Genomic DNA, 14898 nt, shown 5'->3' with positions numbered 1-14898 from the left:
TAGCTGTCACTCATGATCATCACCAACTTGCCGAACTGACCTGCCTGGTTCAGGGTCAAGTTTGCCGCAAAACTCGCACTCGGATTGGTCCAGAATTCCTAAAGCGGATCACACACTGCCCGCCCCCATTTTTGAGACTTGACGGCTCCATCTTACCGCGCGATAAACTGTATATTCATACAGTGCTTCGCGCGCATCATGATATTGCCCCCATTTGACCCGCCTCGGTTCGACGCCATGTCGGAATGGTGGAACACGTGCACATACGCCGAGGTTCATCGGCTGATTCTAGAGGTGCTACACCTGCGGATTTCGCTGACCGAGATGAGTTCCCTTACCGGCGACGCCACTCGTATGATCGCGTACCTCGACCGGGCCGACGAGTTGAAGTACGCAGCGCCGCTGCGCCGCTTGTCGAACATGATCGACAGGGAGATCACGCGTGCCGGCCGAATGGGCAACCCACGTGCGCCCGTCGCGCCCTTCTCCGACGAGTGGCGCGCACGTGAAGCAATGAAATGCAGGCTCCACGACGTCCCTGGCGAACCAGATCCCGGTTCCGACAAGGCAACAAAGTTGCCTGAGTTCCAGCGCCTGACATGGTCCGAATTGCGCGACGCGTGGAGCGCGGCCAATTTCAAGAAAAATCGATCGCTGACTCTAGAGCAGCGCTTCGTGTTGGAAGTCGTGCATGTGCGCCGAACACTGCGGCTAATGGAAAAAATGGTCTGTGCCGCCGAGCTGGAATCGAAGAAGAACGGCTCGCCCGACTTGTTCGCACTTGACCAGCTCCGCCGCATGATCGACGGCGCTCGCTTCGATTGACAATAGTTGACTGAATGCGAGATAGCCAAGGGCCGGCCTCTCCCCCGGAAATGGTAAATTCATACGAAAACCACACCTACGAGAGAACATATGGCCCGAGCCATGATCTGCGTCGGCGACACGACGACGCATGGCGGCCGCGTGCTGGAGGGCAGCGCGACCGCGACCATTGACGGGAAACCCATTGCCGGCGTCGGGCACAAGGTACTTTGCCCGCAATGCAAGGGAGTCTTTCCGATCCTGCCCGCGACGGGGCGGCGGTATCCACACACCTTTGACGGGCGCGAAACCGCCATCGAGGGCATGAAGACCGCGTGCGGGGCGACACTGATCGCATCGCAGTCGTCTGCCACGCTCGACGACGTCGGGTCTGGCGAAGCAACGACTGGCGGCGCAGCCGCAGCCGCTGCAGCAGCGCTCGCCCCCTCGCCGACGCTCTGTCTCGAATGTCTGAAAGCTGCGGCCGAGAACGCCGCGACGATGATCGCGCGCGGGTAGGACATGACCGAAAATTCGATCGAAGCTTTCTTCTTCAAGCGGCAACAGCAGTTGACCATGCAGGTGCATCTCTATGCGCTTGTCGACGGCCTGCTTTACGCGAACACAACCAATGGGGCAGCCCCTCGACGATCTCGGTCGGCCATAGCTGTATTCGACGGCACGCAGGACGCGTCACTCGCCGACGCTGGACCGTGGCTTTTTCCCTACGAGGCTGCAGCTAGCAATATCCGGCGAACTCTCTCCACAATGGCCAGCAGCTCCACCGGCGTGTCCTGGCTGATCAGCGCATATCCGATCGAATCACTCGCTGACGAGCTGCGCAGCCGCCTCGACGTACGCTTGCCGGACGGAAGCACGGCCCTGCTCCGCTTCTACGATGCCCGCATCATGGCCGACATGGCGTCGCTGATGGAATTCACGCAGCGCATGCAGTTCTTCGTCTCGACATTTGACTGGCTCGTCGAAGTGAATGGAACACTGAAGGGAGTACACCCGCATGCTTGAGCTGACAAGCGAACAGGTCGCCGGCCTTGCCGAGATCGACGCGCGCGGATACGTCGAGCGCGTCAGACAGGATCTCGTCAAAGCCGATCCGAAACTTGCCGATGACAGCACGCTGCCCATGCGACTCCGGAATGCTTATGTCGCGGCCCGACAGATCGGCATCCAATCGGACGAAAACGTCGAGGCGTTTCTGCGAATCGAAGCGTACGCACCGAGCTTCTACACGAAGCCAGCCACGCGAGCGTGGCTCACGCGGCCCGGCCGATCACCAGACGAACGGTTTCACGATTACTTTCGCGTCATAAAGTGGCGCGTCGAACATCCGGAATACAACGGGGGACTTGAGAATGGCAGCAGCACTTCCACTACTGGAGGGGGTATTGGCGGAGCTTGGACCGGTCTTGGCGCGAGCTGGCGCCGCCTTGTTGGGCGGGGTCGGACTGGCGGGGACAGCGAGCCTGTCTAGTGACACGCCGAAGGACGAAAGCAAGGCAAAGACCGACGCCAAGGCAGTGCCGCGGACCGGCGAAAAGTGTAAGAAGTGCCCTCCGGAGGAAACCGGCAAGGCTGAGAACAAGAGGCACCATATGTCCAACCACTCTCGCGAGTATCAAGGCCGGATCACGGGACGGCCGTACAGCAACGAGGGCGGATGGAACGAAGAATGGTTGTTCGCAGGCGTTTATTTCGACGGCTTTCTGCCGGCAGACTGCATGCTCCAAGAAGCCAAGTCACGCTATGCCAGCTTCCTTCAGCGCGATGACGACGGCGAACTTGAACCTGCTGATTGGTTCAAAGGCTGGCCAACGACCATCTCAGACATTTCGCGACAGGCCAACGCGATCAAGCCGTTCCCACCAACGCGATTGAAGTGGTACTTTGAAGAACCAGAGCCGCGAGAATACCTGCTCAAAGAGTTGATGCGAAACTCGGTCCTTTCCGTCGTACAACCGTAATCCGAGATCAAGATGGACTTCAGCCTTCAGTTCAGAGACACGTCACTTGCTCCGACAGACTTCGAACAGATCCTGTCGCGCATACACTTGGTCACGTCCACGATGGGTGCAATCGAACCCAACCTAGGGACATGGTTTGCCCAAGGTGAGAGCGTAGACGAAGCACTCCTCTACCCGGCATTCGAAGACGGCAAACCGTCGACTGCCCTCCTCGCCGTCCTAAAGCAAGAGTTTTCAGCCGATCCGTCGCTCACGTTCGTTGCGCTGTGGAATGGGAATCAGAACAAGGGGCAAGGCGCGTCTCTTGCGTGCCATGTCGGTGAGAATGTCGGCCCGAACTCATTCGATGCAAAAATTTCGGACGATACGGTGCTCACAAACGCTGCATCAGTTCAGCAAATTGTGAAAGCCACGGTCGCCGCATTCAACCCTGCTTACGTTTCCGTCTCACCAAGGAGCTACGTCACTAAGCAGGTATTCGACGACAAGCCGGGAGTCGGCTGGATGATCTATTTGCCAACGGTCATCACGCAACAGCAAGTGCCAGAAGCCCGCGATCTCATCCCGGTTCCGGAGGCAGGAAAACTGCAGACCGGCACCATCATCGTCAGCACGACAGACGCTCCTTTCTCGATGAAGAACCCCGAGCACATCGAGACGGCAAACCGGATCGAGATCCGACTCGTCGAGCAAGACCTCCTCCCCGCCTTCAAGGATCTGTAAGCGCTATGCCGGCGCGATAGTCCGCGCCGGCATCGTCGATTAGAACAGTCCCACAGGCTGCGCCGCGTCGTCCCAACTGAAAATGATCAGCTCGTTCCGGTCGACGGCTTCAACCCCGACCGTGTACTGGATCGGCACGGTCTCGATGTAGAACCCATCGAACACGCGCCGGATGTCAGGGTGATCGTTGAGGCTCACAATCGCGCGCCCCTTGAGACGGCGCAGTCGCTCGGCCATCTTCTCGTACTCGGCAAACGGAAACGGCACGCCATACCCCTGCGTCCCGTGATACGGCGGATCGAGATAGAACAGCGTATGCGGTCGGTCGTATCGGTCGATACAGGCCGCCCAATCCAAGCGCTCGATGAAGGCGTTCGCCAGCCGCTGATGCGCCGTAGACAGCTCCTCTTTGAGACGAATGGGATTCAATCCCGGCGGGGCCAACGTCTTTGAGCCGAATGTCTGCCCTTCGAGCTTCCCGCCAAAGCAACTTTTCTGCAGGTAGTAGAAACGTGCAGCACGCTGGATATCGGTGAGCGTTTCCGGGATCGTTTGTTTCAACCAGGCGAACAGCTCGCGACTCGTAAACGCCCAATTGAACTGGCGCACAAACTCGTCGACGTGATGCTGCACGACACGGTATAGGTTGATCAGTTCTCCGTTGATATCGTTGACTACCTCGACCTTTGCCGGCGGACGCATGAAGTACAGTGCGGCCCCGCCCGCGAACACTTCGACATAGCAGTCGTGCGCCGGGAAACGCGGAATAAGATGGTCTGCCAGACGGCGCTTTCCGCCGATCCAAGGAATGATGGGATTTGCCATTGTGAAAGCCGTTTTTAAACTTGGTGTAGAATCCGGCCCGCCTACGTAGGTAAGCAGGGCCTTGGCTGATTCACTGGCACAAGCAGTGGAAAGGCGGCCGGGGACAATGCTCGAACATTTTCCCGGTCGCCCTGTTTCTCTCGAAGCCGCGAGGCTTCGATTGCCGCGTTACTGCGGCAGATTGGTTTGTGCGTCGCCGATCAACGCGTCGTAACTGCGTTCGCACTGCTGGCCGGCGATACCGCGCTCGTCAGCGATCTTCGCCAGCTCTCCCGCGCGCTCGTCAGCCCGGCCGAACAAGTCGGCAAGCAAATCGAGGGCATCGACGGCTGACGCGCTTCCGGCCGAAGCACCGGCACGCCGGACGTCTGCAACGAGTGCGACGACCTGCCTGCGCAGGCCGTCAGCAGCACCATCGGCAACAGCAGCATCAGCGCGTGCCTGATCACGTTCTTTCGCAGCATCAGTTGCGATCTCCTGTTGTGCCGCCAACCGGCGGCGAATTTCGTTACGCTCGGTCTTCAGGTCATCGATCTGCCGTGCCTGATCCGCGACTCTCGCGGACCGGTCGGCGTCACGGTGCCCCTTCGAATAGCCAGTGGCAGCGCCAACGAAAATTGCGACGATGACCGCGAGCCAGATACGAGGATCGAGCCAGGTCATGCCCCGCTCCTCATCATTGATGCGAGTCGCTTCGCTCGATCCCCGACCTGTCGCGCCCACAGGCTGTCGAGCATTTCAGCCGCAGCCGTGCTCCAGTCGCTGCGTTGCGCTGCGCCGAGGAAGTTACGAAACCCGAGCAGCTTCCCTTGCATGTTGAACGCCATGTTCATCAGCACGCGCTGACGGACCGGGTCGAGGGACCGCCACCACGACAGATTGCGATCAAGCCACGCCTCGGTTTCCGCGATGTCGTTCTGGTACATCAGATCGATCTCGTTATCGCGGAACCCCTTGTCGGTCAGGTTGCGGCCAATGCCTCCCGACACTTTGCCAACGGTATCGGTATAGATCCGATACCGCCGATCTTCGTCGCGCGTCAGTTCGGCTTTCAGCTTCAACGCGTCGTAGTTACCCATTCTTGCTACCTCCAAAAAGTTGCTTTGCTTTACTACGCAGCAGCACCTCAAGGTACTGCGACCCAACGATGCCGAGCGCGCTCCCGAGGCCGAGCAGCGCGATCGGCGGCAGATCCGGGATCTGCAGCAGTGCGATGCCCGCGACCATTGATGTCGCGGACCCCAGAACGGCGCGACCGACAACCAGCCGAAACGACAACGGCTCGCTACCGACCAACACCTTCGCGATGCCGATCAATCCGCCCATGATGATCAGCTCCAGAATCGTCTTTTCGTGGTCTTGCATCGGTTCCCCTTAGCCCGATAAAAAGAAAGGCCGCTCCGGTTGCCCGTGAGCGGCCTGCAAATACAGTGCGTGACGCGTTACTGCGGCGCCGGCACCACCAGATTGATTTTCTTGCCCGACTTCTTCTTGTGCCCCACCCTCGCTTTCCCCTTGTTCCCTCCGTTCAACGTAACGACCGAGATCCACCCGCGCGACGCGTAGGTGTGTTCGACCGACTCGATCAGAAAATCGCCGTCCACGCCCTTCTTGAACCCCTTCAGCGCTATCGTCTTCTCTGCCGACAGATCTGCGCGGCCGCGCATCGTGAGCCGGCTCGCCGACGTGTGCCGGTTGAGCGTCGCCATTCGCGACGTCGCACCGGCCTTTGCGGCTTCCGGACTGGCGAACGCATGGCGTTCGGTATGCACCGCGGACGCACCTGGCGGCGCATCCGGATTTGGGATCGTCAGATCGATCTTCTTCCCTGACTTGCGATCGTGCACCTTCGTGCGAACGGCCGCGAAGCTCGCACGGTCCGGGAAGTTGATGTCATAGTCGAGCAGATCGCCGGGCGTAAGCGTCACGACCGGCAGCGGCTTGCCGCTCGCACTCTTGCCGCCGCCGCGCGGCAGGACGATCAGCTTGCCGGCCTTGACCGTCGCCGTCGCTCCGTACTGGCGAGCCACGCGCGTGATGAAGTGCAGATCGCTCTCGCCGAACTGATCGATACGCGGCACGACGACGTCGACGTCGCACGCGGCCGCCCACTTATTGCGACGCGCGACGTCGCCGACGATGTCGGCCAGCTTCGCGTTCGACCAGCTCCCGTACCGCTGCGTTTTCGACGTCGCGCGCATGTTCGCAGGCTTCCCCCGGATCACGACGCTGGCCGGCGGCCCGCGCAGTCCGACCTCGTCGACGGCGTACTCGCCGAGCATCGACAGCCCCTGCCCGTCCCATCCGATTGACACCTTCAACGTCGCGCCCTTCGGCGGGAATTCGATGCGGCCGTCGCGATCGTCGAGCGTGATCGTGCACTCGTCTGCGTCTAGACCGGGTTTGTCGATGGCCCGGATCTCCAGCACGCGATCCTGAATAACCTTCGTCACGTCCGAGCCGTTCGCGACAACCTGAAAAATCGCTTCCATCGCCCCTCACTATGTCCAAAGCTGGACCGACTCGACACGCGGCGCATCGAGATCCGGCATCAGGATCTCGACACCGGACGCGAACGGCTGCCGTTGATTCGCCAGCCCCGGATTCGCCTCGTACACCGCCTCGACGGTTCCCTGCAGCGTCCCGTAGTACCGATAGCAAAGCGTGTCGAGCACGTCGCCGTCAGACGTTCTTAAAGTCTTCGCCATAGCGCCCGAACTCCACCGAGAATGTTTGTTTGCGCGGCATGCCGTCCACGAGCAGCGCGTCCTGTTCCTCCTCGATCGCCTGCAACAGCCAGCGGCCGAGCACTTCGCCGTCGCCCGTCGTGAGTTGCACGGGCTTCATCCGGCCACCGATTGCACGGAGCCGACTGATCTGCTTCGTGCCGGCCCCGAGCGACGGGAACACGACGCCCGACAACGTGATCGTCTCGCCCCCCTCGCTGACCGGCTGCAGCGCCTCCTGACGATTCAGGCGCTCCTGGGACGCGACGCGATACCGCGTCGCCCGTCGCAGCTTGTCGTGAGCCGCCGTCGACAGGTTGAAGTGGAACGCGTCGCCGGCATCCGTCGTCATCGTCATCAGGTGCGGCGTGCTCGACGACGCACCGTCGACCAGACCCGACAGCATCGAGCCGACACCCGTCGACTTGATCACGTCGAGCACCGCCGAATCTTTCAGGCCAACCGCCGCGTTGAACTGATTCCACGCCCCGCCCAATGCAGACTTGACGCTGTCGGCGGCGGCCCGCACAAGGGGGAAATTCGATCCGTCGACGGCCTTCAGAATCGAGCCTATCGACGCCTGTGTCGCGTTGAAGCTACGCACGATCGCGCCGACCTGCGGAAACAGATCCGACGCCACCGACAGCGCGCTCGTCGCGCCTGTCAGCAGCTCGGCCGCACTGCTCAGGTTGCCGGTCGCGAGACGCTGCAGCACGTCTACCGTCGCCATGCTCGCCGCACGGTTCCGATCGAAGATGCGAACCATCTGCCGCACCCGCTCCGTCGCGATCCCCGCCTGCGTTGCTGCTCCCGTGATCTGTCGAAACACATCCATAGAGCCTCCCTTACATATGTGGCGAGTCGAACATTGCTGTCCGGCTGTTCGCCTTGCGTTGCTGCTCCTCCATCATCCGCGTCAACTGCGGACTGACCTGCGCGAGGAACTTGTTAGCCATGTCGGTATCGCTCGCTTCGATCTTCACGTTGAAGACCGGCGCGAACGTGTTCTTCTGATCGATACGCGGCCCGAAACGAGCATCTGCCGCCGGACTCTCTGCCGCCTTCGCCGCCTTGGCGACCGCCTCGACATTCGCGGGCGTCTCGTCCGGCTTCTTGTTCAGGAGCTTGCTCGCGATGGCACTGAATGCCTTTTCGCCAACAAACGTACCAACCGCTCCACCAATGACACCCACGATGGCCGAGCCGATCGGGCCACCAAGCATCCCGATCGTCGCCCCGACCTTCGCGCCGATCACCCCACCCGCGAGACTGCCGGCGATACCCGCAAAGCGGCTTGCCTTCCGATCGTTCGTATCCGTGCTCGACGCGACGGCGTACGCCTCGCGTGCCGCCAGTCCGAACTTCAGCACCGTCGCCCCCAAGGCCAGTTTTCCGGCGTACGGCGCAACCCGACCGAAAAGCGAACGCCCCGCACTGAAGATCCTGCCAATCCTCCCGAACCGCCCGCCACGAGCTGCCGCACGACGCGCGGCTCGACCGGCTCGACTCGCACGCCCACCGCTCCCCGGATCGCCAAACCCGCCACCATCGCCCCCACCACCGGGCATGTTCACGACAAACACCTGCTGCACACCACCAACAGCACCGGCAACCCCACCGAGCGCGTCCAGCGCACGCCCGACTGCGCCCCCTGCGCCGCCCGCACTACCGGCACGCCCCGCACCCCGCGCCAGCAGCGTGCCGCGCGCGAAATCGAACATGCCGCGACCGATGCTCCAAAGTGCCTTTGCTCCGCGCACCGCAAGCACCGTGCCGGCGACGCCGACAACAGCAGCGGTCGCCTTCGGAGCGCTATCTGCTGCGGACTGAATGCCGCTCCCGGCTCCCTTCGCCGCCTCGCCAACGCGATCGGTGACGGGACGCAGGGCGTCGCCGATGCTGCGCATCGCGTCGTCCCATTGCTGCCCTACCTCGCTCCAGATCTGCTTGGACGTCTCGCGACGCGCCTCCAGATCCTTCTCGATCTCACCGCTCGCCTGCTGCGCGTTGCGCTTCAGGTTCGAATACAGCTCGGCGTTCTGCATGTATGCCGTCAGCGCCGCCTTGACCTGCATGTCGTTGAACAGGTCGCCGGTCTTCATCGTCTCGGCGAATGCGGCCATCTGCGTCTGACGCTTGGCCGGGTCCATTTCGGAATTGAACTGCTTCGCCGCAGCCGCGAGTTGCTTCGCCTTGGCCGGGTCGGCACGCTCGATGTACGCGCGGGCGAGCACGAACGACGCCTCCAGCGTCGACCAGCCCTTGCCGATCGCCTCGCGCATCTTTCCCTGATAGTCGACGCCGGCCTTCGCATAGTTGCGTTCGGTCTCGCCGGAGCCGATCTTCGAGAACCAGTTTTTGAGGTTGTTCGCCGCCTCGTCCGAGCTGCCGGCCGTCTTCATCTGCACCTGGAGCATCGCCCCGAGCTGCGTCACCGAATCCTGCCCCGTGATGCCGACCTTCTTCATTTCGGCGAGCAGCACCGGGAACCACCGCGCCATGTCGACAGACTCGAACGACCCCTCCTTGCCGAGATACGCGATCGCTTCGAGTGCCTTCGACATCTGCTGCGGGTCGACGATCTCGGCGTTCTGCTGCAACGCTTGGATCATCTTCGCGGTCTCGACCGTCGTCGCACCCTGACCGATCGAGAACTTTGCAACCAGGGGCGCGAAGTTGAGCGCGCGATCGAGATCCATGCCGCCTGCAACCATCTGGTTGACGGCCTCGGCCAGCTCGTTGCGACCGATCCCGTTCGACCCTGCATCGCGCCGGATACGCGAACCCATCGCCGCCTCTTCCTGCGTACGGGCGATACCGGCCTTGAGCGCGATGTCGCGAATGATCGCCTGATAGTTCGCGGCGATCGTCGCAGGCACCGCAACCGCCCCCGCCACTTTCACCACATCGCCGATCACGCCACGTCCGGCCTCTTGCCCGGCCGTCATGCGTTCGCGCCCGGTCACCTTCAGATCCAGCCCGCGAGCGGTCCGCCCGAGCTGCGCATACGCGCGATCGAGCCGGCCGACCTCGATGCCGGCATCTCGCAGCGACTTCAAATTGCTGTCGAGCTTGCGACGGATGCCATCCGCCGCGCTGTCGCCCGCCAAATGCAGCCGGCGGAACTCATCCTGCAGCCGCATCGTCTCGCCGATCTGGCGCTGCCAGAGCCGCGAGTCGTTCGCCCGCTTCTTCATCGCGTCGATCTTCGACGACGTGTCGGAGATCGCTTTCCCGAACGTCGCCGAGACGGCACCGCCGATCACGATCCCAAGCGCTAAATCTTTCGCCATCCCGGCCCCCTCAATCCGTCAGCCACCAGAGCATGTCGTCGACCGTCATCTCGTCGATCGATGTCGGCGACATGCTGTATTCACGCACCAGCCGTTTCGCCAGTGCCTTGAGCGTCTTTCGGTCCAGCTTTGCGTACGGGTCGAAAAGAGTAGTACGCGTCTTGCACGCGCTCGTAATCGGCCATATCCATCGCGTCGAGATCGCTCGGTGCGATGTCGGCGAGCGACGCGAACAGGATCAGTTCCTGTTCCTCGGTATCGTTCGGCGCGAGCTTCTGCGCACCGCGCATGTCGCGCACCTTCGGTCGGCGCATCGTGAAGGTGTCGCACTCGACGCCGTTGAGGTGGATCGGATAGTCGAGCTTGATCGAAACTTTTTCCATGACGGTTCCTGAAACGAAAAATGGCGAGCCGTCGGCTCGCCATTGATTAAACAAAGTAGCTTTGCTACATGTCCGTCGAATGACGAACGCGAGGCACTTACATGCCGAGACCCTTGCGCACTTCGGCGAGCTGATCGACACCGTTGATCACGCGCTTGCACGCGAAGATATCGATCTCGTGCACGATCGCACCGGCGACTTCCAGCTTGTAGTAGTCGCACGACACGCTGAACTTCGCGTCGACCTTGTCGCCGGGCTTCCATTCGCCCGGATCGACTTCGTACATCATGCCGCGCAGATACACGGCGACGCTCTTCGCCTTGCCGCTGCGGTCCATGAACACCGCGCGAAAGACGCCGTTAAACGCGCCCTGATCGACCAGCCCGAAGAAGCGCAGCACTTCGTAGTCCATCGTCGACATCGCAAACGATGCATCGAGCGCTTCCATGCCCTGATCGACCTTCGTCGTGCCATCCATGCCACCCGCGCGGAAGTCGTCCGTCTTGATCTTCAACTTCGGCGGCGTCATGCTCGTTGCGCGGCCCGCGTATCCGCGCCCATCGATGAACGCATTGCAGTTGTGCAGTGTTTCCGGAATCATCGTTCCTCCCTTAGATCTGGTTGTCCAGCACTTCGGTCAGCCACTGATTCGTGACCTCGAAGCGGAAAATCGGGTTTTCGGCCGGCGGGACATCCGTGAATCGGATGTTCCAGTACACCTTGCCGTCTTCGAGCTGGCTCGCCGTGTTCAGCAGCGGGTCCGGATAGACCTCGAAGTTGATCAACGCGCCCTGACGCTTCAGATCACGCATAAACGCCTGCAGCCCTTCAGTCACGTCGCTGACGTACGTCGCCGTGATGCCGCGATCGACCGCCCACTTGTGACCGGCCTGCACAGCGTCCATGACGATGTCGAGCGTGCGCACGCGCGTGACGAACTTCCACTTCGGGTCGGCCGACAGCGTGCGGTTCCCCCACAAGCGGAACCCGCCGTCGCGAATGATCGTCGTGATGTTCGCGTTGTTGAGCAGGTTCGCGCGGCACGTCTCGTCGCCGTCGAGGTATTCGATCGGCCGTCCCGTGCCCGTGATCTCGACGATCTCCTTGTTCGACGGCGACGCCCAGAAGCCGATCTTCGCGTCGGTCTGACAGAACAGACCCGCTGCGTACGTCGACGCCGGCAGCGAAATCTCGCTGTTCGTCGCGTTGTTCCATGCCTTCGCGCCGGGGTCGACCATGTACAGGCGCTTGCTGCCGAAATTCCTCGCGTATGCAATCGCCGCCTCGTCGTCGACGTTCGGGCCGTCGATCACAGCCATCGCGCGCAGCTTGCCGGCGAGCGCGTCCGCCGCCGTCGCGACCGGCTGCTTGGACGTGTGCCCAGGTGCGACCAGCAGACGCGGCTGTGCGTTGAAACGCGACTTCGCGTCGAGCAGCGCCTGCATGCCGGTGCGTGCGCCACCGGCCGACACACCACCGATGATCGCCGACGTGAGCTGCGCCGCATCGGTCACTGCGGGCACGCCAACCGCGATCACAATCGCGCTGCTCTGCGCATAGATTGCGCGGGCAGCCCGTGCGATCGCGCTGTTCTCCCCGAACGCACGCACCGCTTCGCCGTGGCTGGTCAATTGCACCGGGACATTCGGCTGCGCCAGATCAGGCCCGGGCGTGTAAGTGTCGGCCATGCCAACGACCGACGACGACGGCACCGCAATCGTGCGCGGGCCGCTATCGACGATCGTCGTCGTGATGCCGTGAAAGAAAGAAGTCGCTGCCATGCGGATCTCCGGATATAAAAAAAGCCGCTCATCGGAGCGGCTTGAAACGAAACGACGCCAGCAACACATGCGGCGTCGGCAAAGTTACTTTTTGGCGGGCGTATCGGGTGCCTTCGGTTGCTCCGGATCGGCGACGATGTCGGTCGCGGCCGAGCCTTCAGCCCGACGCTGCATTTCCGCCTCGGCCGCAGCTCGATCCGCTTCGGCCTGCTTCTCCGCAGCCGCACGCTGCGCGGCTTCTTCGGCTTCACGAGCTGCTTTCTCCGCTCGCGCTGCCTCGACCTTCGCGAGAATCGCGGCCGGATTGGGTTCGGCCGGCCACGTGATCTCCACCGGGAAAGTCGGCGACTCGACGACCCGCACCAGCGCGACCTGATAGTCAGCCCACGCGTCGAACGTCGCTTCTTCGAGATCCGACAGCCGCCCCGTCATCCGCGCGTCCGATTTGCCGCGATTCTGCTGACGGGCATTTTCAAGTCGCGCAAAGAAGTCATTCATCGCTGACTCACGCGCGCGGTCCGCGACGATCTTCTCGTCGACGGCCCACGTCCCATCCCGCCAAACGTGCGTATCGGACGGACGCGGTTTCTCGGTCAGTCCCGCGTCGTCGGGCGTCACACCCGCCACGGTAATTTCCGCCGCCACACCTGACTCCGTTCGATAAAGGCGCACGCCGCGATAGTCGGGCAGCATCTTCCATTTTTCGTCACGCCAGAACGGCCAGGTGCGCGGCTCACGCTCAGGCAGCGGTTCAAACGTACAGAATGCAGGGACCAGAAAGCGGCTCGAATTCATCGGATCGACATCGGCAAGAAAGCTCACGACGTACTGCCCGGTCAAACTATCGTATTGGTTGCAAAGCATGCTCTACCTCTCGAATTAATATGCTCGGATCATGGCGAGCACGGCGACGTTGCGCATACGTGCTTCCGCACCACCGTCAGCCGCGACGCTGATCGCGTGGGCGTGACCACCCACACCGCGGACACCAATGGCGTGCGTATGCGTCCCGCTTCCGTCTATACCGATCGGGATCGTTGCGCCATCCGTACCCAAGTTGTTCGCACGACCGTTGTCCATACCGTAACCACGTCCGGTGCTCGTCGAAAACGCACCGTTCGAACCGAGACCGAACCCGTGCGAGTGGGGCTGTTGCGAAACGCCGTGTCCGTGCCAGCCATTTCCTTCGGCCCATGCTTCGTGCGAGTGGTCCCCAGCATCACTTGATGAGGCGCCGTGTGCGTGAGATCGGTTCTGACTGTCCTGCCAAGAACCGACACCCCGACCAGCATCGACACCACGCCCGCCGTCAGCACACCGGATACCTTCGCCCCGAAACTCGGGAATGCGGAATGTCGTCTCCCCGTCGCCGATCGAGAAGCACGCCCACCAACCAGCAGCCCAATCCTTTTCTGTTGCAAGCGCACCACTTGCCTGCGCGTACGCCCAGAGCTGCGGATAGTCAACTCGCTTTAGCACAGCGCCGTCCAGCTTCAGACAGCCCGCCCGGACACTGTTTCGCACCTCGAAAATGATCTGGCCGATCGCCGCCGATGCGATCGCGTCAACCACGAATGCCGTCGACGCGGCGTTATTCGATCTGTCGCCTGCCGCCGGCGTCGGAACTTGCACGGCACGATCAAAGATCGTGCCCTTGTCTGCCGTGAATCGAACCGTAACCCTGCCGTCACAGGTCACGCCAAAAGCACCGTCCGCGTAGTGATACAGGCCGGTATCTGCTGCACCCTCATTGTTAAACGTCAGCGACGGATTCTGTGGCGTGCCTTCCGACAGGAAAATGCGTGCACTCGGCGCAAGCCAAAGCGGCCCCTTGAGCGTGCCGCCATTGTTCATGTCCAGCGGCACCAGATTGCCGGTATGCCAAACCACACCACCGGCGATCTTGATCGTCCCGTTAGAAATCGCGATATCACCCGTGACTTGCATCGCACTAGCTCCGTCGTCGGCCCCGTTCCCAACGACCATACGCCCGAAAAGACGTAGCATCCGCGATACACGATCCAGCGATAGCGCCGTCGTCTGCGTCGTGCCGTCATCGCTCCACGCTGACACCATCAGATTACCCGCCGCGTTATCGCTCTTGTAGACGGTCCAGCGGCGTTTGCCACCATCACCGAAATAGAGGGTCGCAAATGCGTTCGCGCCTGAGTCGACCGTCAGTGATTTCGTGCTTACGTCAGCATCGATGCGTCCACCGCGCGCCTTATCGAAGGGATCGACGTTGCCTGCATACCACACGGTCTTGCCGTCAATCTTCAGCACGCGATCAGCGAACGTAAACTCGACTTGACCCGAGTCGGGCGAATAGAAGCCCCACGCCTTTGCATTCGCGTAGAAGTATCCGTTGTTTCTCCCGAGAC

The 14898-nt window shown here is 61.7% G+C and carries 19 protein-coding genes; 6 read left to right on the top strand and 13 right to left on the bottom strand.

Annotated features, from left to right (window positions below; translation table 11 throughout):
- The first annotated feature begins 237 nt into the window (after positions 1-237).
- From VL15_RS16290 to VL15_RS16265, 6 genes are all read left to right on the top strand, one after another.
- Positions 238-825 carry a hypothetical protein gene (locus VL15_RS16290; protein WP_053077663.1) on the top strand — a complete coding sequence of 196 codons (588 nt, stop codon included), beginning with the start codon at positions 238-240 and terminating at the stop codon, positions 823-825.
- 90 nt (positions 826-915) lie between these two features.
- On the top strand, positions 916-1323 hold the full coding sequence (locus tag VL15_RS16285; protein ID WP_048246780.1) for a PAAR domain-containing protein: 408 nt from the start codon (positions 916-918) through the stop codon (positions 1321-1323).
- Positions 1324-1326: 3 nt separating this feature from the next.
- Positions 1327-1830 (top strand): DUF4123 domain-containing protein, encoded by a 504-nt coding sequence (locus VL15_RS16280; protein ID WP_048246778.1) that lies wholly within the window; start codon positions 1327-1329, stop codon positions 1828-1830.
- Positions 1823-2296: a hypothetical protein gene (locus VL15_RS43195; RefSeq protein ID WP_048246776.1), complete on the top strand. Its 474-nt coding sequence runs from the start codon at positions 1823-1825 to the stop codon at positions 2294-2296. Before VL15_RS16280 ends, VL15_RS43195 begins: the two co-directional genes overlap by 8 nt.
- Positions 2178-2786 carry a restriction endonuclease fold toxin 5 domain-containing protein gene (locus VL15_RS16270; protein ID WP_080970858.1) on the top strand — a complete coding sequence of 203 codons (609 nt, stop codon included), beginning with the start codon at positions 2178-2180 and terminating at the stop codon, positions 2784-2786. Before VL15_RS43195 ends, VL15_RS16270 begins: the two co-directional genes overlap by 119 nt.
- A 12-nt stretch (positions 2787-2798) precedes the next feature.
- A complete protein-coding gene (locus VL15_RS16265) occupies positions 2799-3509 on the top strand; it encodes an immunity 52 family protein (protein ID WP_048246772.1) in 711 nt (236 codons plus the stop codon).
- Between the two features lie 39 nt (positions 3510-3548).
- Here VL15_RS16265 and VL15_RS16260 read toward each other — a convergent pair whose 3' ends face one another.
- The 13 genes from VL15_RS16260 to VL15_RS42730 all read right to left on the bottom strand — a co-directional run.
- Positions 3549-4334 carry a DNA adenine methylase gene (locus tag VL15_RS16260; RefSeq protein WP_048246770.1) on the bottom strand — a complete coding sequence of 262 codons (786 nt, stop codon included), beginning with the start codon at positions 4332-4334 and terminating at the stop codon, positions 3549-3551.
- Positions 4335-4502: 168 nt separating this feature from the next.
- Positions 4503-4997 (bottom strand): DUF2514 family protein, encoded by a 495-nt coding sequence (locus tag VL15_RS16255; RefSeq protein ID WP_048246768.1) that lies wholly within the window; start codon positions 4995-4997, stop codon positions 4503-4505.
- A complete protein-coding gene (locus VL15_RS16250) occupies positions 4994-5413 on the bottom strand; it encodes a glycoside hydrolase family protein (RefSeq protein ID WP_048246766.1) in 420 nt (139 codons plus the stop codon). The genes VL15_RS16255 and VL15_RS16250 overlap by 4 nt, the downstream gene beginning before the upstream one ends.
- Positions 5406-5699, bottom strand: a complete 294-nt coding sequence (locus VL15_RS16245) for a phage holin family protein (protein ID WP_048246764.1) — start codon at positions 5697-5699, stop codon at positions 5406-5408. Before VL15_RS16245 ends, VL15_RS16250 begins: the two co-directional genes overlap by 8 nt.
- 77 nt (positions 5700-5776) lie before the next feature.
- Positions 5777-6826 (bottom strand): phage late control D family protein, encoded by a 1050-nt coding sequence (locus VL15_RS16240; RefSeq protein ID WP_048246762.1) that lies wholly within the window; start codon positions 6824-6826, stop codon positions 5777-5779.
- 9 nt (positions 6827-6835) lie between these two features.
- Positions 6836-7042 (bottom strand): tail protein X, encoded by a 207-nt coding sequence (locus VL15_RS16235; protein WP_048246928.1) that lies wholly within the window; start codon positions 7040-7042, stop codon positions 6836-6838.
- On the bottom strand, positions 7017-7895 hold the full coding sequence (locus VL15_RS16230) for a phage tail protein (protein ID WP_048246760.1): 879 nt from the start codon (positions 7893-7895) through the stop codon (positions 7017-7019). Before VL15_RS16230 ends, VL15_RS16235 begins: the two co-directional genes overlap by 26 nt.
- Positions 7896-7905: 10 nt before the next feature.
- A complete protein-coding gene (locus VL15_RS16225; RefSeq protein ID WP_048246758.1) occupies positions 7906-10353 on the bottom strand; it encodes a phage tail tape measure protein in 2448 nt (815 codons plus the stop codon).
- Between the two features lie 80 nt (positions 10354-10433).
- Entirely contained in the window at positions 10434-10736 is a 303-nt protein-coding gene (locus VL15_RS16220; protein ID WP_048246756.1) for a phage tail assembly protein, read from the bottom strand.
- Between the two features lie 97 nt (positions 10737-10833).
- Complete coding sequence (locus VL15_RS16215) at positions 10834-11337, bottom strand: phage major tail tube protein (protein ID WP_048246754.1); 504 nt, start codon at positions 11335-11337, stop codon at positions 10834-10836.
- 10 nt (positions 11338-11347) lie between these two features.
- Positions 11348-12517 (bottom strand): phage tail sheath family protein, encoded by a 1170-nt coding sequence (locus VL15_RS16210; RefSeq protein WP_048246751.1) that lies wholly within the window; start codon positions 12515-12517, stop codon positions 11348-11350.
- Between the two features lie 84 nt (positions 12518-12601).
- On the bottom strand, positions 12602-13381 hold the full coding sequence (locus VL15_RS16205) for a tail fiber assembly protein (RefSeq protein ID WP_048246749.1): 780 nt from the start codon (positions 13379-13381) through the stop codon (positions 12602-12604).
- 15 nt (positions 13382-13396) lie between these two features.
- Positions 13397-14898, bottom strand: a 1502-nt coding sequence (locus VL15_RS42730; protein ID WP_048246747.1) for a hypothetical protein, incomplete at its 5' end; no start/stop codon positions are given.

It is taken from the genome of Burkholderia cepacia (assembly GCF_001039005.1).
GTDB classification, from domain to species: domain Bacteria; phylum Pseudomonadota; class Gammaproteobacteria; order Burkholderiales; family Burkholderiaceae; genus Burkholderia; species Burkholderia theae.
The sequence above is the reverse complement of the archived record's forward strand: the minus strand, read 5'-3'. Positions and strand labels throughout refer to the sequence as shown.